The organism is Paenarthrobacter sp. AR 02, from assembly GCF_021538675.1.
In the GTDB taxonomy this organism is placed as follows: Bacteria; Actinomycetota; Actinomycetes; order Actinomycetales; family Micrococcaceae; genus Arthrobacter.
Map to the genome: position 1 here is coordinate 80,122 of NZ_JAJUKH010000004.1, position 24,540 is coordinate 104,661.

The 24,540-nt window shown below is 64.5% G+C and carries 20 protein-coding genes; 14 read left to right on the forward strand and 6 right to left on the reverse strand.

What is annotated here, in order from left to right; all coding sequences use genetic code 11:
• Positions 1–42: 42 nt before the first annotated feature.
• Positions 43–375: a hypothetical protein gene (locus LRQ04_RS11025; RefSeq protein WP_235520201.1), complete on the reverse strand. Its 333-nt coding sequence runs from the start codon at positions 373–375 to the stop codon at positions 43–45.
• Positions 376–494: 119 nt separating this feature from the next.
• Here LRQ04_RS11025 and LRQ04_RS11030 point away from each other — a divergent pair, with 119 nt between their 5' ends.
• The 7 genes from LRQ04_RS11030 (at position 495) to LRQ04_RS11060 (ending at position 10,326) form a co-directional block, all read left to right on the forward strand.
• The gene (locus LRQ04_RS11030) at positions 495–2,309 is read left to right on the forward strand and encodes a thiamine pyrophosphate-requiring protein (RefSeq protein ID WP_235520202.1); all 1,815 of its coding nucleotides are present in this window, start codon (positions 495–497) and stop codon (positions 2,307–2,309) included.
• Positions 2,310–2,539: 230 nt separating this feature from the next.
• Complete coding sequence (locus tag LRQ04_RS11035; protein ID WP_235520203.1) at positions 2,540–2,638, forward strand: potassium-transporting ATPase subunit F; 99 nt, start codon at positions 2,540–2,542, stop codon at positions 2,636–2,638.
• A gap of 6 nt (positions 2,639–2,644) precedes the next feature.
• Positions 2,645–4,312: a potassium-transporting ATPase subunit KdpA gene (kdpA, locus tag LRQ04_RS11040; protein ID WP_235520204.1), complete on the forward strand. Its 1,668-nt coding sequence runs from the start codon at positions 2,645–2,647 to the stop codon at positions 4,310–4,312.
• Complete coding sequence (gene kdpB, locus LRQ04_RS11045) at positions 4,309–6,465, forward strand: potassium-transporting ATPase subunit KdpB (protein ID WP_235520205.1); 2,157 nt, start codon at positions 4,309–4,311, stop codon at positions 6,463–6,465. Before kdpA ends, kdpB begins: the two co-directional genes overlap by 4 nt.
• Positions 6,466–6,474: 9 nt before the next feature.
• The gene (locus tag LRQ04_RS11050) at positions 6,475–7,077 is read left to right on the forward strand and encodes a potassium-transporting ATPase subunit C (protein ID WP_235520206.1); all 603 of its coding nucleotides are present in this window, start codon (positions 6,475–6,477) and stop codon (positions 7,075–7,077) included.
• Positions 7,078–7,108: 31 nt separating this feature from the next.
• Positions 7,109–9,652: an ATP-binding protein gene (locus LRQ04_RS11055; protein WP_235520207.1), complete on the forward strand. Its 2,544-nt coding sequence runs from the start codon at positions 7,109–7,111 to the stop codon at positions 9,650–9,652.
• A complete protein-coding gene (locus LRQ04_RS11060; protein ID WP_235520208.1) occupies positions 9,649–10,326 on the forward strand; it encodes a response regulator in 678 nt (225 codons plus the stop codon). Before LRQ04_RS11055 ends, LRQ04_RS11060 begins: the two co-directional genes overlap by 4 nt.
• A gap of 89 nt (positions 10,327–10,415) precedes the next feature.
• Here the strand turns inward: LRQ04_RS11060 and ilvD are convergent, their stop codons facing one another.
• Positions 10,416–12,278, reverse strand: coding sequence for a dihydroxy-acid dehydratase (gene ilvD / locus LRQ04_RS11065; protein WP_235520209.1), 1,863 nt, complete (start codon positions 12,276–12,278; stop codon positions 10,416–10,418).
• A gap of 86 nt (positions 12,279–12,364) precedes the next feature.
• On the opposite strand from ilvD, the gene LRQ04_RS11070 reads away from it, so the two are divergent.
• A complete protein-coding gene (locus LRQ04_RS11070; protein ID WP_235520210.1) occupies positions 12,365–13,210 on the forward strand; it encodes a helix-turn-helix transcriptional regulator in 846 nt (281 codons plus the stop codon).
• Here LRQ04_RS11070 and LRQ04_RS11075 read toward each other — a convergent pair.
• The 3 genes from LRQ04_RS11075 to LRQ04_RS11085 all read right to left on the reverse strand — a co-directional run bounded on the left by LRQ04_RS11075 (position 13,205) and on the right by LRQ04_RS11085 (position 16,795).
• Complete coding sequence (locus LRQ04_RS11075) at positions 13,205–14,155, reverse strand: cation diffusion facilitator family transporter (protein ID WP_235520211.1); 951 nt, start codon at positions 14,153–14,155, stop codon at positions 13,205–13,207. The genes LRQ04_RS11070 and LRQ04_RS11075 overlap by 6 nt on opposite strands.
• Positions 14,156–14,253: 98 nt before the next feature.
• Positions 14,254–15,504, reverse strand: coding sequence for an FAD-dependent oxidoreductase (locus LRQ04_RS11080; protein WP_235520212.1), 1,251 nt, complete (start codon positions 15,502–15,504; stop codon positions 14,254–14,256).
• On the reverse strand, positions 15,497–16,795 hold the full coding sequence (locus LRQ04_RS11085) for an aromatic acid/H+ symport family MFS transporter (RefSeq protein WP_235520213.1): 1,299 nt from the start codon (positions 16,793–16,795) through the stop codon (positions 15,497–15,499). Before LRQ04_RS11085 ends, LRQ04_RS11080 begins: the two co-directional genes overlap by 8 nt.
• A gap of 48 nt (positions 16,796–16,843) precedes the next feature.
• On the opposite strand from LRQ04_RS11085, the gene LRQ04_RS11090 reads away from it, so the two are divergent.
• The 6 genes from LRQ04_RS11090 (at position 16,844) to mptB (ending at position 23,273) form a co-directional block, all read left to right on the forward strand.
• Positions 16,844–17,665: an IclR family transcriptional regulator gene (locus LRQ04_RS11090; RefSeq protein WP_235520214.1), complete on the forward strand. Its 822-nt coding sequence runs from the start codon at positions 16,844–16,846 to the stop codon at positions 17,663–17,665.
• 187 nt (positions 17,666–17,852) lie between these two features.
• Complete coding sequence (locus LRQ04_RS11095; protein WP_235520215.1) at positions 17,853–18,989, forward strand: cupin domain-containing protein; 1,137 nt, start codon at positions 17,853–17,855, stop codon at positions 18,987–18,989.
• The gene (locus LRQ04_RS11100) at positions 18,990–19,826 is read left to right on the forward strand and encodes a fumarylacetoacetate hydrolase family protein (protein WP_235520216.1); all 837 of its coding nucleotides are present in this window, start codon (positions 18,990–18,992) and stop codon (positions 19,824–19,826) included.
• Positions 19,826–20,545: a maleylpyruvate isomerase family mycothiol-dependent enzyme gene (locus tag LRQ04_RS11105; RefSeq protein WP_235520217.1), complete on the forward strand. Its 720-nt coding sequence runs from the start codon at positions 19,826–19,828 to the stop codon at positions 20,543–20,545. The genes LRQ04_RS11100 and LRQ04_RS11105 overlap by 1 nt, the downstream gene beginning before the upstream one ends.
• Positions 20,546–20,599: 54 nt before the next feature.
• On the forward strand, positions 20,600–21,496 hold the full coding sequence (locus tag LRQ04_RS11110) for an SGNH/GDSL hydrolase family protein (protein ID WP_235520218.1): 897 nt from the start codon (positions 20,600–20,602) through the stop codon (positions 21,494–21,496).
• Between the two features lie 169 nt (positions 21,497–21,665).
• A complete protein-coding gene (gene mptB, locus LRQ04_RS11115; RefSeq protein WP_235520376.1) occupies positions 21,666–23,273 on the forward strand; it encodes a polyprenol phosphomannose-dependent alpha 1,6 mannosyltransferase MptB in 1,608 nt (535 codons plus the stop codon).
• Here the strand turns inward: mptB and LRQ04_RS11120 are convergent.
• Positions 23,270–24,523, reverse strand: a complete 1,254-nt coding sequence (locus LRQ04_RS11120; RefSeq protein WP_374198934.1) for a glycosyltransferase 87 family protein — start codon at positions 24,521–24,523, stop codon at positions 23,270–23,272. The two genes, mptB and LRQ04_RS11120, sit on opposite strands and share 4 nt — an antisense overlap.
• Positions 24,524–24,540: the final 17 nt, after the last annotated feature.

The following is a 24,540-nucleotide window of genomic DNA, read 5'->3' on the forward strand; positions in this document are numbered from 1 at the left end:
GTTACTCGCCTTGGCGGGAACCACTACCCATAGGCGCGGTAATCAGCCGGCCTTTCCGGACAGCGCCACCAACACGCCAGCGGCGGCAAAGAACTTGTTGCTGCCAAGGTCGCGAACCGTCTTGATTCCCAACTGGGCGAGCAATTCATTGTGTTTATCGGTAAGTCCGGCGAGTGCGGACGGCGGGGCGGCCAGGATTTCGTCCAAAGTCGCATTTTCATAGGCCTTATCGAGTGCTTTGCCCAATTCAACAGAAACAGCCAACGTATTTCCTTTCATTGATACGGAAAATAACGCAAACGTGCCGTGCAGCCATGACAAATAACTAAGCAACCTTTGATTATTGCCGTCGCGTAAAACAATAAGTCGGGCCACTCACGATCAAGATAGCCCACAATGGCGCCAATTGGGACACCCTTCCTGACGGCAAATCAGTAAGCATGCTTACTATGGAGGGGCAAGCGAAACACCAAGGCAACCACAGGAGCCACGGCATGACTCAGCGAACGGTTTCAGACCTCATCGTGGAACGCCTGCAGGCGTGGGGCGTAGACAGGGTTTTCGGGTACAGCGGAGACGGCATCAACGGCTTCATGGGCGCACTCCGCCGGGTCGAAGGGGAGATAGCTTTTGTCCAGGCCAGGCACGAGGAAGCAGCAGCGTTCATGGCCGTAGGACACGGCAAGTACACCGGCGGCGTGGGTGTGGTCACCTCCACGCAGGGCCCCGGAGCAGTCCACCTCCTCAACGGGCTCTACGACGCCAAGATGGACAGCGTCCCGGTGGTTGCCATCATCGGGCAGCAGAGCACCTCCGTGCTGGGATCTGCCTACATGCAGGAAATCGACCTGCTCACGCTCTTCAAGGACGTCGCCGCCCAGTTCGCCCAACTCGTCAGCTCCGCGGAGCAGATTCCCATGGTGATAGACCGGGCGTTCCGCACCGCTTTGGAAACCAAGTCCCCCTGCGTCGTCATCATTCCCCACGACATCCAAACAGCAGAGGCGCCCTCCCTTGAGCACGAACACGGCATAGTCGTCACAGCCCCGGTGTGGCACCCCGCGGAAGTGATGCCCCGCGCGGAAGATCTGGACCAGGCTGCGGATCTCCTCTCCGTGGGAGAACGGATCGCGCTCTTCGTCGGCCAAGGAGCCCGCGGTGCGCAAGCAGAGGTGATCGCGCTGGCACAACAGCTTGGCGCCGGCATCACCACCAGCTTGCTGGGCAAGCCCTGGATCGACGAAACACTGCCCTTCAACACAGGGACCATGGGCCATCTCGGCACCACAGCCAGCGCGTACCTGCTGGAACACTGCGACACGTTGCTGATCATCGGTTCCAACGATCCCTGGACCGAGTTCTACCCCATACCCGGGACAGCCAAAGCGGTACAGATCGACATCGACGGCCGAAAAATCGCCAACCGCTACCCGGTGGATGTCGGACTGGTGGGCGACGCCGCCGGAACACTCCGCGCCCTCAGCCAGCGGCTCGGCGCGAAGGGCCAGCCCGCACGCAACACCTGGCGAACCGACGTCGAAGACCAGGTCCGGGCCTGGCGTGAGCTCTCGGCGGGACGGGCCGCCATCCCCGCTGAACCGGTCAACCCCGAGCTGGTGGTGCGGGAACTCAACGGCAGGCTGCCCGGGGACGCCCAGGTGAGTATCGACGTCGGCAGTTGCGTCTACTGGTACGCCCGGCAATTGATCCTCCCGGAGGGAGTCCCGGCGCATCTTTCCGGCACCCTGGCGAGCATGGGTTGCGCAGTTCCCTATGGGCTGGCGGCGAAGCTCGCCCACCCCGGGCGGCCGGTTGTTGCTTTGGCCGGCGATGGCGGCATGCAAATGCTGGGTATTGCCGAACTGGTGACCGTGGCGCACCGTTGGCGGGACTGGGCAGACCCGCGGTTCGTGGTGTGCGTTTTCAACAACCGGGACCTCGCGGAGGTTTCCTGGGAGCAGCGGGAAACCGAGGCGGAGCCACGTTTCAACGCAAGCCAGGAAATCCCGGATTTCCCCTTCGCCGGCTATGCTGAGCTGCTCGGCCTTAAGGGCGTGCGCGTCGATGACCCGCAGAAACTGGGCGCAGCCTGGGACGAGGTACTGAACGCCGACCGGCCGGCGGTGTTGGAAGTCATCACCGACCCGAACATTCCGCTGCTCCCGCCCTTCCCGGCAGGAGAAGAGAAGCTCGAGGGCATGCGTTCCGCCCTTGTTCAGGAAGGCGACACCGGCAAACACGCCCGCGGGCTGCTCGACGCTTACGCCGAAAGTGAGACCCGACTCCGCGCTGATCAAGAGCGGCATTAAGAAACCGTCAAGATTGCTGGCCGCCGCATTAAGGAACCGTTAGGAACGCCTTTTCGCCGCATCCATGGGAGTTGACTGACATCAGCCCCGCTAACGGGGTGCTGATGAAAGGACGTTCCAATGGCCGACGTGGCTGTTGTGGTGATTCTTGTGCTGAGCATGGGAATCGTGATGTGGGTGGCCCACCTTTTGGGCACAATGATCGACGGCGAGGGCCCGGTGAGCGGGCAATGATGCTGGACGCGATCATGTGGGTGGGGCTGTTTCTGGTGGGCCTGGCGTTGATCGGCTACCTGCTGGCAGTGCTGCTCAACCCGGAAAAGTGGTGATGGCAGGTGGTTTTCAGCGCCGCATCAGTGATCACCCAAATAGCCGTACTGCTGGTTGCACTGTTTCTGGTGCACAAGCCGCTGGGCATCTACATGGACAAGGTTTTCACCGGCTCCAGGTCTTCAAAGCCTGAACGGGTGTTTTACCGATTGGCCGGAGTGGACGCCGGAACTGAACAGAGCTGGTCTGTGTATCTGCGCAGCGTTCTGGCTTTCTCCGCCGTTTCCATCCTGGTGATCTTCGCTTTGCAGCGGCTCCAGGGCGTGCTCCCGGGAAGCAATGGACTGCCGGGTGTTGATCCGTGGGTAGCCATGAACACGGCAATTTCCTTTGTCACCAACACCAACTGGCAGACGTACGCGCCGGAGGCCACTGTGGGCATCTTCGTCCAGATGTGCCTGCTGGCGGTCCAGAACTTCCTCTCCGCCGCAGTAGGAATCGTGGTGGCCATCGCCCTGATCCGCGGCATCGTGCGGGCCGGGACGGACCGGCTGGGTAATTTCTGGGTGGACGTCACCCGGGCGTCCTTCCGACTCCTCCTGCCCCTGGCGGCGGTGGCAGCAATCGCCTTGGTGATTGGCGGCGTCGTACAGAATTTCTGGTCCACGGACGTCACCAACCAGGCCGCAGGCGTCAGCCAAGTGATCCCCGGCGGGCCGGTTGCTTCGCAGGAAGCCATCAAGGTGCTGGGGACCAACGGCGGCGGCTATTTCAATGCCAACTCAGCCCATCCCTTTGAGAACCCCAACGTTTTCACCAGCCTTTTCCAGGTCTTCCTGATCCTCCTCATCCCGTCCGCACTCCCTTATACCTATGGGCGTATGGTGGGCGACCAATGCCAGGGATTCACGGTGGCCGGCGTCATGGGGGCGCTTTGGCTGGCGTCTACTGCCTTGATGGCGTGGGCTGTTGCCTCGGCCCAAGGAACAGCGACGACGGCGGCAGGCGGCCTGGGTGAAGGCTTCGAGCAACGCCTTGGTCCCGCAGCGAGCTCCATCTTCGCAGCGTCCACCACGCTCACTTCCACCGGAGCCGTGAACGTGGCGCACGATTCCCTGCCTCCGCTGGCCGGAGGTGTGGCCATGCTGAACATGATGCTCGGCGAGGTGGCTCCCGGAGGTACCGGCTCAGGCTTGTACGGCATGCTGGTCCTGGCCATCATTGCCGTGTTCATCGCCGGCCTGATGGTGGGCCGGACCCCCGAATTCGTGGGTAAGAAGATCGGCCCGCGCGAAATGAAACTCGCTGCCCTGTACATCCTGGTGACGCCCACCCTGGTGCTGGTCTTCGCGGGGATCACGGCACTCCTTCCGGATGCCATGGCCAACGCCCCGGCCGGTGGACCCCATCAGTTCAGTGAGATGCTGTACGCCTTCACCTCGGGTGCCAACAACAACGGCTCCGCGTTCGGCGGCATCACCAGCTCCGGGCCCTACGTCTCCGCTGCGCTTGGGGTTGCCATGCTACTGGGACGCTTCCTTCCCATCGCCCTGGTCCTGGCACTGGCCGGCTCCCTGGCCCGGCAGCGGAAAATCCCGGTGTCTGCAGGAACCGTGCCAACGCACGGTGCCCTGTTCGGCTCACTCCTCCTCAGCGTCACCGTGATCATGACGGCTCTTAGCTATTTCCCGGCCCTCGCCTTAGGCCCCCTCGCAGAAGGACTCATTCAATGACCCGGTCCAGCTCGGCACCAGCCGCGGACACCTCAGCCCTGACCTACGGTGACGGCAACCCCCCACAAACACGAACACCCGGAGAGCACAAGCACCACACCAAAGCGCCGGCCAAGCTCAACGCCGCCACCATCAACGCAGCCCTTCCGGTCGCCTTCGCAAAGCTCCACCCGCGGCAGATGGTTCACTCCCCCGTCATGTTTGTTGTGCTGGTGGGTGCTGCAGCATGCACCATCATCTGCCTGTTCAAGCCGGCGGTTTTCGGAATCGTGGTCACAGCGTGGCTGTGGTTGACGGTGTTGTTCGGAACCCTGTCCGAGGCAATTGCAGAAGGCCGCGGCAAAGCGCAGGCGGACAGTCTGCGGGCCAGCCGCAAGGGCGTGATGGCCCGCGTGCGGCTGGAGGACGGATCGGAAAAGGAAATACCTGGAACCGACCTCAAACTCAACGACCTGGTGATCTGCGAGGCCGGTGACGTGATCCCTTCTGACGGGGAGATCATCGAGGGCCTGGCCAGCGTTGACGAGTCCACCATCACCGGTGAATCGGCGCCGGTCATCCGGGAGTCCGGCGGAGACCGTTCATCGGTAACCGGTGGGACCAAAGTTTTGTCGGACCGGATCCTGGTCCGCATCACCGCGGAACCAGGTGCCACGTTCATCGACCGGATGATCAAGCTGGTTGAAGGCGCCGTCCGGCAAAAGACGCCCAACGAGATTGCCCTGCACGTGCTGCTGGTTTCACTGACCATCGTGTTCCTGGTGGTCACCATGACCCTGGCACCCATCGCATCCTTGGCCGGTGCCACGCCGTCGCCGATCGTCCTGGTGGCATTGCTCGTTTGCCTGATTCCCACCACCATCGGCGCCCTGGTCCCGGCCATCGGCATCGCCGGCATGGACCGCCTGGTCCAGCACAACGTCCTCGCCACGTCCGGGCGGGCGGTGGAAACAGCAGGTGACATCACCACACTGCTGCTCGACAAAACCGGAACCATCACCTACGGCAACCGGCGGGCGGTGGGCTTCTACCCTGCGGCCGGCATAGGGCAGGACCAGCTCGTCACGGCGGCCCGGCTGTCCAGCCTGGCGGACGAGACGCCCGAGGGACGGTCCATCGTGGAACTGGCCGACCACGATTCCAGCAACGGCAGCAGCAACAGCACGTCCCTGGAGGGACTCAGCTCAACTACTCCCGACCTGGCCATTGTGGAATTCACCGCCATGACCCGGATGAGCGGCCTGGACCTGGGCGGACGCCGGATCCGCAAAGGTGCCGCGGCCGCCGTCGAACGCTTTGTCACCGAAGCGGGCGGCACCATGCCAGCCGATGTGCAGCAGCGTGTTCAGGAGATCTCGGCCCAGGGCGGCACGCCGCTGCTGGTGGCTGAACACACGCACGACGGCGACGCCAGGGTTCTGGGAACAGTGCACCTTGCGGATGTGGTGAAGCCCGGGATGCGGGCCCGCTTCGAGGAACTGCGGAAGATAGGCATCCGCACGGTGATGATCACCGGCGACAACCCTGTCACGGCCAAGGCGATCGCGGCCGAAGCCGGGGTGGACGATTTCCTCGCTGAAGCAACCCCCGAAGACAAGATGGACGTGATCCGCAGGGAACAGGGCGAGGGCCGCCTGGTGGCCATGACCGGCGACGGCACCAACGATGCTCCCGCCCTGGCGGCAGCGGACGTGGGGGTTGCCATGAATTCCGGTACGCCGGCCGCCAAGGAAGCAGCCAACATGGTGGACCTGGACTCCGATCCCACCAAGCTGATCAACATTGTGGGCATCGGCAAACAACTGCTCATCACCCGCGGGGCATTGACTACGTTCTCCGTGGCCAACGATGTGGCCAAGTACTTTGCCATTGTTCCCGCCCTCTTCACGGCGGCCTTTCCCGGCTTGGGAATGCTGAACATCATGGGGCTGGCCACTCCGGCGTCGGCCATCCTTTCCGCGGTGATCTTCAATGCGCTCATCATCCTGGCACTGGTTCCGCTGGCCTTGCGGGGCGTGAAGTACCGGGCGGTTTCCGCCACCCAGGCTCTGGGCAGAAACCTACTGCTCTACGGGCTGGGCGGGCTCGTGGCACCGTTCATCGGGATCAAACTGCTGGACCTCATCATTTCCCTCATCCCCGGCATCGGCTAGGACAACACCATGAAAATGTACTTGCGCCAAGCGGCCACCGCCGTACGGTTCCTGCTCTTCGCCACCCTGGTGCTGGGTGTCCTGTATCCGCTCGCGGTCTTCGGAGCGGGGCAGTTGGTGGCCCCGTTCCAGGCCAACGGATCGGTGGTCAAGGACCAGGCCGGCAATCCGGCGGCCTCGGCCCTGATCGCCCAAGTGTCCGCTGACGGTTCCGGCGCGCAAAGTCCGGAGTGGTTCCACGCCCGTCCTTCGGCTGTCAGCTGGGACCCGGCGTCGTCGTCGGCGAGCAACCTGGGCCCCAACGATCCCAAACTGCTCGACGCCGTCTCCACCCACCGCGCGGCCATCGCCGCGGCGGAAGGGGTGCCGGTGACGGACGTCCCCGCAGACGCTGTGACGGCCAGCGGTTCGGGCCTGGACCCGCACATTTCCCCCGCATACGCCCGGCTCCAGGTGGCGCGGGTGGCCGCCGCCCGTGGCTTGAACCCAGGCGATGTACAACGTCTGGTGGACCTGCAAACCAGCGGAGGGGCGGAAGCTTTCCTGGGACAGGCCTCGGTCAACGTCACGTTGCTGAACCTGGACATCGCGGCGGCCGCGAACCGCCACTAGGGCTGGTGGACTTAGTGGAAGAATGGCGATCATGGCGCGGGCAGCACTAAGAATATTCCTGGGGGCGGCCCCCGGCGTCGGCAAAACCTATGCCATGCTCAAGGAAGCCCACAGGCTTCAGGAGCGCGGCGAGGACGTGGTGGTGGCCTTCGCCATGCACCACGGCCGCGCCGATACCAAGGCGCTCACTGATGGCCTGGAGGTCATCCCCACAAGGAGCGTCGAGTACCGCGGCGCCACCTTCGAAGAGATGAACCTCGACGCCGTCCTGGCCCGCCACCCGCACACGGCGGTGGTGGACGAGTACGCCCACACCAACATTCCCGGAGGCCGGAACCGCAAGCGCTGGGAAGACATCGAGGAACTGCTTGAGGCGGGCATCAACGTGCTCTCCACGGTCAACGTCCAGCATCTGGCCTCGCTTGGGGACGTGGTCAGCGCCATTACCGACGTCCGGCAAGCCGAAACCGTCCCTGATGAGGTGGTGCGGCGGGCGGACCAGATCCACTTGGTGGACATCTCGCCCGAGCTCCTCCGGCAACGGCTGGGAGACGGAAAGATCTACGCCGCGGACAAGATCGATGCCGCGCTGTCCAACTACTTCCGCACGGGCAACCTGACTGCCCTTCGGGAACTGGCCCTGCTGTGGCTGGCTGACCGGGTCGACGAAGGCCTGGCCCGCTACCGCGCAGAAAACCGGATCGAGGACAGCTGGCCGGCCCGGGAACGGATCGTGATCGGACTGACCGGCGGACCTGAAGGTGAGGTCCTGATCCGCAGGGCGGCCAGGATCATCAAGCGCGTCAACGGTGGGGACCTGCTGGCGGTCCATGTGCGTGCCGCCGATGGCGTAGCCACCGAATCGCCGCAGGACCTGGAGGCCCAGCGCACCCTGATCCGCGACCTGGGCGGCAGCTACCACATTGTTTCCGGGGAAGATCCTGCCAAGGCACTGCTGGACTTTGCCCGCAGCGTCAACGCCACGCAGATCGTGGTGGGCGTTTCACGCCGGAAAGCCCTGGCGGGACGGCTTATGGGCGGCGTCGGAAACAAGGTGGTCCGGGACTCGGGCGACATCGACGTGCATATGGTTTCGCACCCGTTGGGCGGGCGTGGAAAGGAACGTCCCCGGCCCCGGCATCTGGGGCGGGTCCGGGTGATAGTAGGGTTCGTGCTTGCTGTTGTCCTGCCGGTCCTGCTGCAGCTCCTGCTGGCCGCCAGCCCATCGCACAATATTGCGACGGCGGTCCTGGTCCAGCTCAGCGGCTCGGTTGCGGTCGCCCTGGTGGGCGGGCTTTGGCCTGCGCTGCTGGCCGCCCTGTGGAGCAGTGCGTTGGTGAACTACTTTTCGATTCCCCCTCTTGGCACCCTGACCATCAGCGATCCGCAGAACCTCCTGGCCCTGCTGGTGTTTGCCGGTGTTTCCTCCGCCGTAGCAGTAGTGGTGGACCTTTCGGCAAGGCGCTCCAAGGAAGCCGCACGCGCCCGGTCCGAAGCCACCACCCTGGCCGACCTGACCCGGGGAGCTACCGCGGCAGAAGACGCGGTAGCCGGGCTGCTCCAACAGGCCTTGGACGTTTTCGGAGTCCGCCGGGCAGCCCTTTACCACGCAACCGACGGCGACGACGGCTGGCGGCTGATTGCGGAGGCGGGCGGAAATGCTCCCGCCGAGGACGGGGAAAGCGAGAACACCGAACAGATCGATCCCACCACCCGTCTGGTCCTCACGGGCCGGGTCCTCCCTGCGAGCGATCGCCGCCTGCTGGGAGCGTTCGGTACCCAGCTGATGGCCCAGTTGGAACGCCGCCAGCTCGCTGCCAGCCAGCGGGAGGTGATGCGGCTCGCCGAGAGCAACACCATGCGTACCTCCATACTCCGCGCCGTTTCCCACGACCTGCGCACCCCCTTGGCTGGCATCAAACTCGCCGTGGGTGGCTTGCGGCAACCCGGAGTCCGCTACACCGAACAAGAGGAGCAGGAACTGCTGGCTACCATCGATGAGTGCTCGGATCGCCTGGACGTGCTGGTGGGCAACCTCCTGGACATGTCCCGTATCACCTCCGATTCCGTGAATGCCCTGATCAAGCCCACCCGCTGGTCTGAAATAATCCCGGCGGCCCTTCACGGGGTACCGGTCGGCAGGGTGAGGATAGACCTGCCACCCAACATGCCGGAGGTGGATGCCGACGGTGGAATGCTCGAAAGAGTCGTCGCCAACATTGTTGAGAACGCCGTGAAATACGCGCCACAGTCAGACATCGTGATTGTTGGCAGCGCGGGTGGACTGAGTACCGCCACGCTGGGCGGCCAGCCCGCCGGCGAACTGAGGATCATCGACCACGGCCAGGGTGTTCCCGCGGCCAACGTCCTGCGGATGTTCCAACCTTTCCAACGACTTAACGATGTGCCGGCCACTACCGGCGTCGGTTTGGGGCTCGCCGTCGCCAAGGGTTTCACGGAGGCAATGGGTGGGACACTCACCGCGGAGGAAACCCCAGGGGGCGGACTGACCATGGTGATCCGGCTCCCGTTGTCCACGGGCTCTTATTCCACCGCCCAGGCGCTGAAGGCATGATCAACGTGCTGGTGGTGGACGACGATCCGCACATTGTCCGCGCGCTCGCCATCACCCTCAAGGGCCATGGCTACGCAGTCATCACTGCGGTGGACGGAGAGTCGGCGCTGCACGCAGCCGCACAACGTCCCGTCAATATCGTCATCCTCGATCTGGGTCTTCCGGACATCGACGGAGCAACGGTCATTACCAGGCTTCGTGAGTGGAGTGACGTTCCGATCCTGGTCCTGTCAGCACGTCACGGTTCCAGCGACAAGGTGGAGGCCTTGGACGCTGGCGCGGACGATTACGTCACCAAACCCTTCGGCCTGGAAGAACTCCTGGCCCGACTCCGCGCAGCATTGCGGAGGCGGACGGAAAACAGTGCGCAAACCACCACTGTGGAGACGGAAGCGTTCACCGTCGATTTGGACAAGCGGAAAGTCACCGCAGCGGGCCAGGATGTCAGGCTGACTCCCACCGAGTGGAGCATCGTGGACATCATGGTCCGTAATCCGGAGAAGCTGATCACCCATCAGCAACTCCTTACCGAGGTGTGGGGCCCCGCCTACGCCAAGGAGGCCAACTACCTCCGCGTGTACATGGCCCAGCTGCGGCGGAAACTGGAAGCCGACTCAGGCAATCCGCAGCACTTCATCACTGAGCCAGGCATGGGCTACAGGTTCGTCCCCTGAAACGTTCCCGCTAAACGAAGGCCGCCCGCCGTCGTCGTACTTTCAGTGAAGTACGACGACGGCGGGCGGCCCAGGCGCGGTACGGCGCTTTAGAGGTTCTCGATCAGCGAGACGTCGCGGACGGCTCCCTTGTCTGCCGAAAGCGCCATGGCTGCGTAGGCCCGCAAGGCCGGTGAGACCTGGCGGTCCCTGTTCTTGGGCTTGAAGCCGCCGTTGACCAGGAGCTTTTCGCGGCGCTCGGCCAGGATCTCGTCGGAGACCTTCAGCTGGAGGGAACGCTGCGTGATGTCGATGCTGATGATGTCGCCGTTTTCCACCAGGGCGATGTCGCCCCCGGAGGCAGCCTCGGGGGAAATGTGCCCGATGGACAAACCGGAGGTTCCGCCGGAGAAGCGGCCGTCAGTGATGAGTGCGCACTTCTTGCCCAGGCCGCGGCCCTTGAGGAAGGACGTCGGGTAGAGCATTTCCTGCATGCCCGGACCACCGCGGGGGCCTTCGTAGCGGATCACCACCACGTCGCCTTCCTTGACCGACTTGTTCAGAATCATTTCCACGGCTTCGTCCTGTGATTCGCAGACGATCGCGGGTCCCTCGAACTTCCAGATGGACTCGTCCACGCCTGCGGTCTTCACCACGGCACCGTCCACGGCAATGTTGCCGCGCAGCACCGCCAGGCCACCGTCCTTGGAGAAGGCGTGCTCCACCGAGCGGATGCAGCCACCTTCGGCGTCCGTGTCCAGGGAGGTCCACACGTTCGACTGCGAGAAAGCCAAGGAGGAGCGGACGCCACCTGGCGCCGCGTGCCACAGGGCCTTGGCTTCTTCCGTTGCCTTGCCGCCGCGGACATCCCAATCGTCCAGCCAACCGTCGAGGTCATTGGAGTGAACGGAGTGGACGTTCTTGTGCAGGAGACCGCCACGGTTCAGCTCGCCCAGCAGCGCAGGGATGCCGCCGGCGCGGTGCACGTCTTCCATGTAGTAGGTCTTGTTCCCGGCAACGTTCGGGGCAACCTTGGCCAGGCAGGGAACCTGGCGGGACTTGGCGTCCATCTCGGCCAGGCCGTAGTCCACGCCCGCTTCCTGGGCAGCTGCCAGCAGGTGGAGGATGGTGTTGGTGGAGCCGCCCATGGAGATGTCCAGGGCCATGGCGTTGTCGAAGGCTTCAGCGGTGGCGATGCTGCGCGGCAGCACGGACTCGTCGTCGCCGTCGTAGTAGCGCTTCACCAGCTCAACAATCGTGGAACCGGCCTTTTCGTACAGCGCCTTGCGTGCCGTGTGGGTTGCCAGCACGGAGCCGTTGCCCGGGAGGGCCAGCCCGATGGCCTCGGCCAGGCAGTTCATGGAGTTCGCGGTGAACATGCCGGAGCAGGAACCGCAGGTGGGGCAGGCGTTCTCTTCGATCAGGTTGATGTCCTCATCGGAGATGGACTCGTCCACGGCGTCGGAGATGGCGTTCACCAGGTCAAGGGAGCGCACGGAGCCGTCGGTCAGGGTCACGCGGCCGGCCTCCATGGGACCGCCGGAAACAAACACCACGGGGATGTTCAGGCGCAGTGCTGCCATGAGCATGCCCGGGGTGATCTTGTCGCAGTTGGAGATGCACACCAGGGCGTCGGCGCAGTGGGCGTTGACCATGTACTCAACGGAGTCGGCGATCAGGTCGCGGGAGGGCAGTGAGTAGAGCATGCCGGAGTGGCCCATGGCGATTCCGTCGTCCACGGCGATGGTGTTGAATTCGCGCGGCACGGCACCGGCGGCGAGGATCGCGTCAGACACGATCCGGCCCACGGGCGCCAGGTGGGTGTGGCCGGGGACGAACTCGGTGAAGGAGTTGGCCACCGCGATGATCGGCTTGCCGATGTCCGTGTTGGCAACACCGGAGGCACGCAGCAGTGCGCGGGCTCCGGCCATGTTGCGGCCGTGGGTGACAGTTCTTGAGCGTAGTGCAGGCATAGGTACCATCCTGCTGATTTTCTACGGCAGGCGGAAGACGGTGCTGCTACTAGTACTGAAAGTAACAGAGTAATAGTGTTGAGGGCGTGAGCAATGAACAGCGCAAGGAACTGGGCCTCTTCCTCAGGACCCGCCGCACCCAGGCCTTGCGCTCGGACTATGGCCTGCCTCCGGTGGGCAGGTCCCGCGAGCGCGGCCTCAGAAGGGAAGAGATTGCGTTCCTCTCCGGAGTGAGCGTCACCTGGTACACCTGGCTTGAACAAGGCCGGGACATCAGCCCCTCACGGCAGGTCCTTGAATCGATTGCGCGTGCCCTGCATTTGTCCGATACCGGGCTGGGCTACGTCCTTTCCCTGGGTGGTTATTCATCTGCGCCTCCGAAGGGCCCGGTCGCAGCGGACGCGCCCGCTCACGTGCAACGCCTTTTGGAGGCCCTTGATCCCAACCCGGCCTATGCCTTGTCCCCGGATTGGGGCGTTGCCGGTTGGAACCGCGGCTACGAGGCGCTGTATCCGAACATCGGTACTTTCGACGCCGCCGACAGGAACCTCTTGTGGCTGGTTTTCACCGACCCCTATGTCCGCGACCTGCTGCCGGATTGGGATATCACCAGCAAAAGGTTCCTCGCCGAGTTCAGGGCTGAAACGGGGCAACGGCTGGGCGATCCGGATGTCGCGTACCAAGTGGAACGGTTGAAGGAAGCAAGCCCCGAATTCCAGGAAAGCTGGGACCGTTACGACATCCTGGGTTTCCAGTCACGGGAGCGGCTGTTCCACCACCCGGCAGTGGGAGTCCTTCAAATGGAGCACCACCAGGTCTCGCCCTCGGACCGGCCGGACCTGCACATCGTGGTGTACACGCCCGCTCCGGGCAGCGATGCCGGCGAACAGATGGAACGGCTCATGGGTAAGGGCAAGCAGATCGCCCTATAAGGTCAGCGCTGCTTCGTCCGGGGTGGCCAATGTCAGGACCGCCTCCTCCACCGTTTCGTGGTCTTCCAACTCGCGCTCCAGCCGGCGAAGGACCACGGCCACTTCGTGCTCCGGATGATCCCCCACCAGGTCCACGGCCGCAACGAGGTACAGCTTGCGGGGGCCCACGAATTCCAAGTGGAGGTACGTGAGCCGGGCGATGTCCGGATGGTCAAGCACCCGCCGGACCATGGAGCGTTCAATGTCCGGGGTAACGCCCTGGCCCACAAGGAATCTCCGGTTACGGTCGATCAGCACCACAGCTACGACGGCCAGCAGGATGCCCACCACGATCGAGCCCACGGCGTCCGGCACCGGCGATCCGGTGACTTGGTGCAGGAACACCCCGGCAAAGGCGACAACCAGGCCAACCAGGGCGGCAGCATCCTCAGCGAAGACGGCCCGCAAGGTGGGGTCGGAGCTGATCAGGACCTGCTCCAACGTGTGCCGCTCCAGTTCTCTGGCTGCCTTCCGGGTCTGCCGGAAGGCCTGAACAAAGGAGAAGCCTTCAAGGACAAAGGCCAGGGCCAAAACCACGTACGCCACCACGAAGTCCGACGCAGGCTCAGGAGTGATGAGCTCCTGGATGCCGTGCATGATGGACACCACGGCCCCGGCCGTGAAGAGCCCGAAAGCGGCGAACATCGACCACACATACGCTTCCCGGCCGTAACCCATCGGGTGGGCCTTGTCCCGCGGGCGCTGGGATCGCCGTTCGGCCAGGAACAGGAACACCTGGTTTCCGGTATCCGCCCAGGAATGCGCTGCTTCTGCGGTCATCGATGCGGAGCCCGTGAGCGCCGCAGCCACCGACTTGGCGGCCGCGACCAGGGTGTTCGCCGCGAAAGCGATGATGACGGTCAGCAGCGTGGAACCGGACTTGTCTCGCTTCTGGGATGCGGCCATGGGGATACCGTACCCAACTGCAGGGAAAACAAAAGCCGCCCACCGCCGTCGTGCTTGAGTAAAAGCACGACGGCGGCAGGCGGCTTGCGCGTTCAGCCTCAGGCGGGAAGGTGGCTGGCTACCTTCGGGGCTTCCGCTGCCGGCAGTCCCTCGCCGGCCTGGCCGTACAACCAGTCGTTGTACTGGAAGTCGTTGTCCTTGCGGCTCTTGAACAGCAGGTTTCGGAGCGTCCGCCCCAGTCCGGAGACGTGCCAGGACTCACCCCAGACGCGGGCCGTGCGCTGGACCCGGGCGGTGCGGGCGGCCCGGACCTTGTTGAATTCGGCAATGGCGTCGTCCCACGCGGACGTGTTGGCGCCGTCGGCGGTGAAGACGGTGCCGGCGCTGACGTCCTGCAGCACGGCGGCGTCTTCGAGTGCCTGGCATGCGCCCTGGGCGAGGTACTGGAGCATCGGGTGGGCGGCGTCGCCCATGAGGACCATGCGGCCGGCAGCCCAGTTTTCGATGGGGTCGCGATCGTACATGGGCCACCGGATGCTGGTGCCGAGGTTCGCGAGGGCGGCCTGGACGGCGGGGACACAGTCCTTGTAGGCGGCCTGGAGCTCGTCCACTCCCCCGTACTGTTCTTCGCCGCGCTCAAAGGACGGGGATTTGAAGACAGCCACAGTGTTCAGCAGTTCGCCCTTACGGAGGGGGTACTGCACCAGGTGGCAGTCCGGTCCGAGGTAGACCACCACGTCCTCAAGGTCGGTGGCGGGGGTATCCGCGGTGATGGGAACGGTTCCCCGGTATGCGACGTAAGCCGAGGAAACGGGTTCATCGGAGGCAACCAGGGGACGCAGCGTGGACTTCAGGCCGTCAGCGCCAATCACCACGTCTGCTTCATAGTCCACACCGGCTGCAGTGTGCACTACTCCACGGCCATTCACGGTTTCCACGCTGTCCACCATGACGTCGTTGACCAGCTTCACACCTGCCGCTTCACATCCTTCGAGGAGTACGCGGTGCAGGTCGCTGCGGTGGATGACCACGTAGGGGGCGCCGTAGCGTTCCTCGAATTCCCCGCGCAACGACTGTCGGGTCAGCTCGTCACCGGTGACGGCATCGCGGAACACCAGGTGCTTCGGCTGGACGCCGATCTCCAGGGCCTTCTCCAGCAATCCCCAACGCTTCAGGACCCGGGAAGCATTCGGAGCCATCTGCAAGCCAGCGCCAACCTCACCGAATTCGGGGGCACGCTCCACGAGCGTTACGTTGGCGCCGTTCTCACGGAGGGCCAGGGCGCCGGCCAGGCCGGCCATCCCTCCTCCCACAACCAGGACATCGGTGGACGGGGTGTACTCAGGCATTGCTTGCTCCTTGGGAGATCTCGTTCTTGATGTTGAGTCCGACGGCAGCCAACAGGACCGCTGCGACAGCGGCGGCACCGGCGAACGCGAGGAAGTTTGAGTTGACGCCCAGCCCGGCGGCGAGCAGCAGCCCACCCACCTGCGGCGCCACGACGGCACCGATGCGGCCCGTGCCCAGCGCCCAGCCGAGCGCGGTACCCCGCAGATGGTCCGGGTAGTGGCTCGCCACGGCAGCGATGATGAGGCACTGCGTGCCATGGGTCCCGACGCCGGCCAGCACCAGCGCCAGATACACCACCACCACGGGCGGGCTGGCCAGGAGGGCAGCAAGCCCGACGGCGGCCACGGCGGCGGCCGCTATCGCCGTGGGAATCGGGCCGAATCGGGTGCCTGCCCAGGCGGTAAGGACCGAGCCGGCCACGGCGCCAAGGTTCAGGGCCAAGGCGAACGTCAGGGCGGACCCGAGGTTGTATCCGGCCAACTGCATCAGGTTAGGCAGCCAGGTACCGAGGCCGTACCAGGCGAACAGGGTTGCGATGGTGGCCAAGGCGAACAGCACGCTGACACCGAGGTACGGCGCACGGAGGAGGGAACCGAACCCTGCCTTCTTGTTGGCGTCAGTGCTTGCGCCCTTCCCCGGTGCCAGTGTCTCCGGGATGAACTTGAGCCCCAGCGGTACCACGATCACCAAGGCCAGTGCTGCCACGAGGAACATGGCTTGCCAGCCGAAAGCGGGAATCAACGGGATGCCCACCAGTGCTGCGATGGAGCCACCGATCGGCACCCCGGACATCATGAGCGTGGCGATGGTGGACCGCCATTTGATAGGGACCAACTCGGCCACCAGCGCGTTGGCGGAGGGGACAAGCCCACCCAGTCCTATGCCGGCGAGGAGGCGAAGAATGCCGAAAACGGCCGCGTTGGGGGCAAGGGCACACAGGATGGTGAAGACCGAGAAGACAATCGCACAACCGATGATGGTTTTTCGTCTGCCCCACGAGTCGGCCATTCTTCCGGCGAAGATGGCGCCGATCATCATGCCGAGGAATGCCATGGAGCCGATGGTCCCTGCGGTGGCTTTAGTCAGCCCCCAGCCTGTTTCGGAAATCAGGGATGACTGGACGGTGCCGTAGACGATGAGGTCGTAACCGTCGAAGACCACAAGCAGCCAGCAAACAAGGACGGCCAGCGCTGAGCCTTTGGAAAAGCGTGGCGCTGCGCCGGGAGCGTCAGCGGTGACAGCTCCGGAGGTTGGCCCATGCGACGCTGCAGCGGGAAGTGTGTGATTCATCCCACCACTGTCCTGCCGGCCGCAGCAGCAGCACCATACAATTCTGTTGTGCAGAATGATTCACTTCAGCCGTCTACCCGCAAGCCACTGCAGAAGCGGCCCACCTATTCCATTGAGGCGGTGGACAACGCCCTGCAGCTCCTCCAACTGCTTCGCGATGGTGGCGCACTCAGGCTCAAGGACGCTGCGTCCGAGTTGGGCGTGGCTCCGTCCACGGCCCACCGGCTGCTGGCCATGCTGGTCTACCGCGGATTCGCGGTCCAGGACGAAAACCGGCGATACGTGCCCGGGCCGGCCATGGGCGTGGGTCCCGCGGGACTGGGCTGGACCAGGCCCCTGCGGGACCTTGCGCTGCCACACATGGAACTCCTGTCGGCTCGGCTCGACGAAACGGTCAACCTGATGGTTCGGGTAGGCACCAAGGTCCGCTTCCTCGCAACGGTTGAGGGCAGCAACGTCCTGCGGGTTGGGGACCGCCAAGGCACGGTCATGCCCGCGGACAAAACCTCCGGCGGCAAGGTCATGCTGGCCGAACTTGAGCCAGCCATGATTTACCAGCTGTTCCGCAGCCAGAACGCCGGAATAGGCGGCGACACCATCCCGGACGACAGCTATCCCGCCTTTATCCGGGAACTCGAGACGATCCGCGGCAACGGATTTGCCGCAAATTTTGAGGGAACCGAAGAGGGCGTCAGTGCGCTCGGAATGGCCGTCCACAACCGGCACGGCCAGGTAGTGGGAGCGTTGAGCGTCGCCACTCCTGCCACCAGGTTCCGCAAGGTATTCGACGCCGGCCTGGTAGCCGCACTGCGTGAGACGTGCCGGCAACTCGAAATCGACATCGCCGCCAACCCCGCCGACGAGGACTGAGCAGACCACGGCCTTAACCCTGCGTTGCGAGGCCCACTCTGCACCCCAAACACGCCCCAAACCACGCAGAGTAGGCCCCACAACGCAGGAAATAGTTCTGTACAGCAGAATTTCCTCGGACCCCGGTACCGCCGTCCGTAGGGTCGAACTACGCCAAGAACTGTTCGGACCTATCGAGGAGGCCTACGTGTCCATCAGCGCCGAGAACACGACCCACGAATCCGTGGCCGCCAGCCACGCCCTGCCGGAGCCCACTCCGGAGGAGGCTGCCCAGTTGGAGCAGTTGTATAAGGATTTTGCAGCGGGGAACATGGTTCCGCTTTGGACCGAGATCAGCGACCTGATGCCCATGGTTCCCACTCCGAAGGCTGTGCCGCATGTCTGGCGCTGGGATGACCTGTACCCGCTGGCCGCCCGGGCCGGGGACCTGGTTCCGGTGGGCCGGGGTGGCGAGCGGCGGGCCATAGCCCTCGCGAACCCCGGCCTGGCTGGTACCCCGTATGCGACCCCCACGTTGTGGGCCGCGATCCAGTACCTGGGCCCGCACGAGGTAGCTCCGGAACACCGGCACTCGCAGAACGCCTTCCGTTTCGTGGTCGAGGGCGAGGGCGTCTGGACTGTGGTCAACGGGGACCCCGTGGCGATGCGCCGCGGAGATTTCCTGCTCACACCGGGCTGGAATTTCCACGGCCACCACAACGACACGGACCAGCCGATGGCGTGGATCGACGGATTGGACATCCCGTTCGTGCACTACGCCGACGCCGGGTTCTTCGAATTCGGCACCGAACGCGTCACCGATGAAGCCACCCCGGACATCTCCCGCTCTGAAAGGCTCTGGGCGCACCCCGGCCTACGACCCCTGTCCGGACTGCAGGACACCACCAACTCCCCCATCGCGGCCTACCGTTGGGAACACACCGACGCGGCCCTTCGTGAGCAGCTCCTGCTCGAGGACGAAGGCCACCCGGCCACGGTGTCGCAGGGCCACGCCGCCATCCGGTACTCGAACCCGACCACCGGTGGGGACGTCATGCCCACTATTCGGGCCGAGTTCCACCGCCTCCGCGCCGGCGCCTCCACCGAACCGCTCCGCGAGGTCGGCTCCAGTGTCTGGCAGGTCTTCGAAGGCACCGGCACCGCCATCCTCAACGGTGAAACCAAGGAACTGGCCAAGGGCGACCTGTTCGTGGTCCCGTCCTGGCAGGAATGGTCCCTGACGGCGGACGCCGATCAGCCCGGCTTCGACCTGTTCCGCTTCAGCGACGCCCCCATCTTCGAACGACTGAACTTCAACCGCAGCTACACCGAAGGACGCAAGTAAATGAGACTGCTCACCCTCCGCACCGAAACCGCCACCGGCAAAGGCACCGTCGCCGTCCGCCAGGACGGCAACACCCTCACGGAGATCCCCGGCTTCGCCGACGTCGGGGCACTCCTGGCCGATCCCGCCTGGGAAACCACGGCGAAGGCAGCCAACGGCGCAACGCACGCTCTCGACGGCGCCGACCTCGCTGCCGTCGTGCCCGCACCGGGGAAGATCATCTGTGTGGGCCACAACTACCGCAACCACATCAAGGAAATGGGCCGGGACATCCCCGAGCACCCCACCCTGTTCGCGAAGTACACCGAATCGCTGATCGGCCCGAACGACGACCTCGCCCTGCCGCAGGAATCGGACACCGTGGATTGGGAAGCCGAACTCGCCGTCATCATCGGCAAGAAGGGCCGCCGCATCCCCGAATCCGAGGCAGCGGAGCACATCGCCGGTTACGCGGTCCTGAACGACGTCAGCATGCGCGACTACCAGTTCCGCACCATCCAGTGGCTCCAGGGCAAGACCTGGGAGAACTCAACACCCTTCGGGCCTGCCCTGGTCACCAAAGACGAGTTCAGCGCCGGACCGCTCATGACCTCTGCAGTGGACGGAGAAATCCAACAGTCCACCCCCACCGGCGACCTCGTGTTCACACCCGAATTCCTGGTCTCCTACATCTCCACCATCATCACCCTGAACCCGGGCGACGTCATCGCCACCGGCACCCCAGGCGGCGTCGGACACGCGCAGGACCCCAAGCGGTACCTGCAGGAAGGCCAGCTCCTGGTCACCACCATCGAGGGCCTGGGCCAGCTGAGCAACCGCGTGGTCAAGGAAGCCTGATGGTCGCGCGCCACGACCTCGCCACCGACCCGCGCCTGCAGGAAGAACTCCTGCAGGCGCGGCGGGGCACCGCGTTCTTTGCCCGCAAACTTAACGAACTTTCCGACGCAGAGCTCGACGGCGGGACCCGCCTTCCGCACTGGACCCGCCGCCACGTCGTGGCCCACGTCGGGTACAACGCCCGCGCGATCGCACGGTTGGTGGAGTGGGCTGCCACCGGGGTTGAAACACCCATGTACCCCTCGCCCGAGGCCCGGAACCGGGAAATCAACTTCGGCGCCACGTTGTCCCCCATCGCGTTGCGGAACCTCTTCGACCATTCCGCCGTGCACTTGTCCGTCGAATGGCGCGACCTCCCGGATGAGAATTGGGTAAACGAGGTCCGCACCGCCCAGGGACGTACCGTGCCTGCCTCTGAAACCGTGTGGATGCGGACCCGGGAAGTGTGGATGCATGCCGTGGACCTCGACAACGGCGCCGCGTTCGACGACATCCCCACCCCTGTCCTGGAACGGCTCCTCAAAGACATCACCGGCGCCTGGAAAACCCGCGGTACCGATACTGGACTCCTCATCACAGTGGACGAAACCGGCCAGGCGTTCGGCGACACCAGTGCCACGAACCCGACGATCGTCACCGGCACCCTGCCCGCCGCCGTCGAGTGGGCTGCCGGGCGCAGCAGGGACGGCACGAAACCCGTCCCACCCCCTTGGATCTGAGAGTTTTGAACACGTACTGTACAAAAACCCGATAATTCAGCGCACTATGGGGAGATGAACGCCACCAGCCCGAACGGCCCGGTGGAGGGAGGCTCCAACGGCAGGGTGCCCCGCCTGCACCCGTGGAGCCGCTACGTGGCTTTGGGGGACTCGTTCACCGAAGGAGTAGGAGATCCGGAGCCGCGCAGCCCCGGGGGCTTGCGGGGCTGGGCGGACCGGGTAGCGGAGGAGCTCAGCAACGGACATCCGGACTTCGCCTACGCGAACCTGGCAGTCAGTGGAAAGCTGCTCCGCCAGATCCTGGACGAACAGGTAGGACCGGCGATGGCCCTCCGGCCAGACCTGATCACCCTCAACGCCGGCGGTAACGATCTGCTCTTCCACCGGACAGATCCCGATTCGCTGGCCCTTGAGCTGGACGCGGGGGTGGAAGCACTGGCCACCACAGGAGCGTCCATCCTGCTGTTCACGGGCCCGGACTGGGGCGCCACGCCCGTGCTGGGGCGCACCCGCGGGAAGGTGGCCATCTTCAACGAAAATATCCGCGTCGTCGCAGCCAGGCATGATGCCGTGATCGCAGACCTATGGGCCCTCCGCCAACTCACCAATCCCCAAATGTGGGACCCTGACCGCCTGCATTTCTCCCCGCTGGGCCAGCACACCATCGCCATCATGGTCCTGGATGCCCTCAACGTCCCGCACTCCCTGGAACCCCTGGCACCGAAGCCACTCCCGGAACGCAGTTGGCGCGAAGCCCGGGCGGACGACGCCGTCTGGGCGCGGGAATACCTGGTTCCGTGGGTGCTGCGCCGCCTCAGGCAAAGGAATCCCGCCCAAGGCCGACACCCCAAGCGGCCCCAACCCGGTCCGGTTTTCGGCGCTACCATGCCACCGGGGTCCTTTGTGGGCACCGATCCCCGGAACCTCACCGCGCGGGACGACCGCCCGTGAGGTGAGCGGGAAACACCAAGGGTATGCATTCCATCACCCTTTGCCGCGCCTGTGGTGGCTTGGACAGGATCAACGCTAAAATTTCACTTGCCGCATGTACAAGCTCTTCGGCATCAACCGCGCTCTTTCCTCGGAGCGCCATAGCGTGAGCGGGGGAAACCGACCAGTCATGACGACAGGCAGTACCCCCAACCCGCAGCCCGGATCTTCTTCGGTGAAAAACGTTCCTCCCGTCAGCCACACCCTCCAACCCCAGCCGTCCCCGGCTGCTGGTAAACCCGTGGCGTACCCTGCCATCTGGCAGGGCTTCCTTGGTTCCCTGTTCATGTTTGCCGGGTCGATCGGTATTGGGTGGATCGCCAACGGTTCCCCCATGATCCGGCACCCCATAGTCATTGCCCTCCGTACAGAGGGGTGGGGCGTCACCACCTCTGCCGTGTTGCTGACTGTGGGTGCCATGCTGTTGGTGCGCTCCTGGCTCAGGCTCGGGCAACGGATGGGTACGTGGGAGGGGAACTCCCTGCGGCCCATTATTTGGGCCATCACCGCCTGGTCCCTGCCGTTGCTCTTTGCTGTGCCCGTCTACTCACGCGACGTGTATGCCTATATAGGCCAGGGCCGCCTGATGATGGAGGGCCAGAATCCCTACACGGTAGGCATCTCAACTCTTAGCAACTGGTTCTCCCTGGGCGCCGATCCTGCGTGGGCTGAAGCCAGGACGCCCTATGGGCCGTACTTCCTGTGGATGGAGCACATGGTTGTCGCCATCACGGGCGCCCAACCGGATGTGTCCGTCCTGCTGTTCAGGCTCCTGGCTGCCGGCGGCGTGCTGCTCTGCGTGGTGTACGTACCCAAGCTTGCTGCCCTCCATGGCATCAACGGCGCCCGGGCACTCTGGATCGCGGTGGCCAACCCCCTGTTCCTCATAAGCTTCGTGGCCAGTGCACACAACGACGCCATCATGGTGGGCCTGGCAGTGGCCGGCACGTACTTCGCCGCCACCAAGCGCCCGCTGATCGGCATCCTGCTGGTCACTGCGTCCATTGGCATCAAGCCGATCACCGTGTTGTTGCTCCCCTTCATCGGACTGATGTGGGCCGGCGCCGGAGCATCGTGGCCCCGGAAATTCGGGATCTGGGCAGCAACAGCGGGGATCAGTTTCGGCGTGCTGTTCATCAGCGGAATCCCCCACGGCCTCGGCATGGGATGGGTGTGGGCCATCACCGATCCCACGCCCGGCTTCACCGGCTACTCGCCGTCGGGGTTCCTTGGCCAGCAAATCGAGTTCCTTGGAAACGCCCTGGGGCTCCCCGGCAACGCCATGGCCGACATCCTGCGCTCCGTCATGAAATGGGGCGGCGTGGGGCTGGTCCTGCTGCTGATGTTCCGTGGAGACCACTCCCGGGTGGTGCGGCGCATGGCCCTGGCGTTCGCGGCTTTGGTGCTGCTGTCACCCATCATCCAGCCCTGGTACATCCTCTGGTTCGTACCGTTCCTGGCCGTGACGGGCATCAGGGACGACTGGCAGATGCGCAGTCTCTACGTCGGGGTGACCTTCTTTGTGGTCTTCGGGGCGCAGGACCAGCTGTCCGTGTGGTCCTTCGTGGAGGTCTCAGTAGACCTTTCCTCGCTGGCCTTCGCGATCGCGCTGCTCTTTGCCTTCTACCTGGTGTTCCTGGACATCCATACGCGCAGGCTCCTGGTCCAAGGCAGGTTATCGCGCTGGGTGGGCCAGAACGACCGGCGGCTGCTCCACCGGCCACCCACCATCCGCTAGAGCGTTACCTGCCGGACCTGGCTCCGCCGTCCCAGTTCCACGGTCCGCTGAACCGACCACCACAACAGCACTACCAGCAGCACGTTCCTGATGGTGAGGACCGCGGCCATGACCGGGTGGGCGTGAATGAGCGGCGTGTAGAACAGCGGGTAGATCACGAACGTCGTCATGGCGATGGCCATCAGCAACGCGGCAGGCACCTTCCAACGGTTCCAGTCGTGCGTCAGGCCGGCCACGATCACCGGCGCCAGCCAGATGATGAACTGCGGCGAGCCCACCTTATTGAAAACGATGAACGCGGTGGTCATCATCAGCGCACCTTCAAGGAACAGCTCCTCGCGCTCGGCACCGCGTTTGAGGGCGCGGATCAGGAGGATCGCCCCGGCGACCGCGGCGACAATCAGCAGCGGCTGCATCAGGAAAGCGGCTGCGTCGGCCCCGGGCCCGTAGACCTCGGTGGAGTTGATGGCCGTGTTGTCCGCCATTTTGGAGCCGGCGATGTTGAAGACACTGAGCCACACCCAGGGCGTGGAGAAGGTGGCTTCCAACTGCATGCCGCGCTCACCCTGGTTGATCAGGAAGTCCAGGATGTGCTTGAAGCCGCCAGTCAGGTAGGTTCCCAGACCCACGACGGCGGTGACGGCCGCGCCCGCTGCGACCATCTGCAGCCGCGAGCGGCTGGCAATGATCATTGGAGCGAGCACCGCCGCGGGCCAGACTTTGATCCACGTCGCGATGCTGAGCAGCACCGCGGCAACTACCGGCCTCCGCGCAGCGCACAGCAACGCAATGAGCACGATCGGGGCCGTGATGCCCTCAACGCGGGCAAAGCTGAGGTAGCCCATGAAGACGGTGAAGAACAGCCACCACCAGGCAGGCGCGATTCCGCTGACCTTGCGCGGGCCCCTGGTCAGGTACCAGAGACCCACGGCGTTGAGCGCCGTGATGATCAGGAACCACATCAGCAGGTACAGGTCCGGGCCGGCTATTCCGGCAAGGAAGATGGGAATCTGTGCCAGCACCGGGTAGACCCAGGGACTGATCTTCCCCGGGTTTGCCGGGTTGTAGCCTTCCAGCGACCATTGCCGGTACTGCTCGGTATCGCTGAACGTGTCGCCGTTGAGGAAGAAGGACGCCATCCAGCACAGGAAGAAGAAATGCACGACGGCGAAGCCCCACCACACGCTGCCGGGCCGGGCGAACCAAGCGACGACCGCGGGAGGCAGGACACGGCTGCGGACACGGACCAGCCGATCGAAGAACGTGG

Excerpts from the sequence above, each read along its gene's own strand:
- mptB (WP_235520376.1), top strand. The coding sequence starts at position 21,666 with ATGACGACAGGCAGTACCCCCAACCCGCAGCCCGGATCTTCTTCGGTG.
- LRQ04_RS11085 (WP_235520213.1), bottom strand. The coding sequence starts at position 16,795 with ATGAATCACACACTTCCCGCTGCAGCGTCGCATGGGCCAACCTCCGGA.
- LRQ04_RS11110 (WP_235520218.1), top strand. The coding sequence starts at position 20,600 with ATGAACGCCACCAGCCCGAACGGCCCGGTGGAGGGAGGCTCCAACGGC.
- LRQ04_RS11035 (WP_235520203.1), top strand. The coding sequence starts at position 2,540 with ATGATGCTGGACGCGATCATGTGGGTGGGGCTGTTTCTGGTGGGCCTG.
- LRQ04_RS11080 (WP_235520212.1), bottom strand. The coding sequence starts at position 15,504 with ATGCCTGAGTACACCCCGTCCACCGATGTCCTGGTTGTGGGAGGAGGG.
- LRQ04_RS11075 (WP_235520211.1), bottom strand. The coding sequence starts at position 14,155 with ATGGCCGCATCCCAGAAGCGAGACAAGTCCGGTTCCACGCTGCTGACC.
- LRQ04_RS11050 (WP_235520206.1), top strand. The coding sequence starts at position 6,475 with ATGAAAATGTACTTGCGCCAAGCGGCCACCGCCGTACGGTTCCTGCTC.
- LRQ04_RS11105 (WP_235520217.1), top strand. The coding sequence starts at position 19,826 with ATGGTCGCGCGCCACGACCTCGCCACCGACCCGCGCCTGCAGGAAGAA.
- LRQ04_RS11030 (WP_235520202.1), top strand. The coding sequence starts at position 495 with ATGACTCAGCGAACGGTTTCAGACCTCATCGTGGAACGCCTGCAGGCG.
- LRQ04_RS11100 (WP_235520216.1), top strand. The coding sequence starts at position 18,990 with ATGAGACTGCTCACCCTCCGCACCGAAACCGCCACCGGCAAAGGCACC.
- kdpB (WP_235520205.1), top strand. The coding sequence starts at position 4,309 with ATGACCCGGTCCAGCTCGGCACCAGCCGCGGACACCTCAGCCCTGACC.
- LRQ04_RS11055 (WP_235520207.1), top strand. The coding sequence starts at position 7,109 with ATGGCGCGGGCAGCACTAAGAATATTCCTGGGGGCGGCCCCCGGCGTC.
- ilvD (WP_235520209.1), bottom strand. The coding sequence starts at position 12,278 with ATGCCTGCACTACGCTCAAGAACTGTCACCCACGGCCGCAACATGGCC.
- LRQ04_RS11060 (WP_235520208.1), top strand. The coding sequence starts at position 9,649 with ATGATCAACGTGCTGGTGGTGGACGACGATCCGCACATTGTCCGCGCG.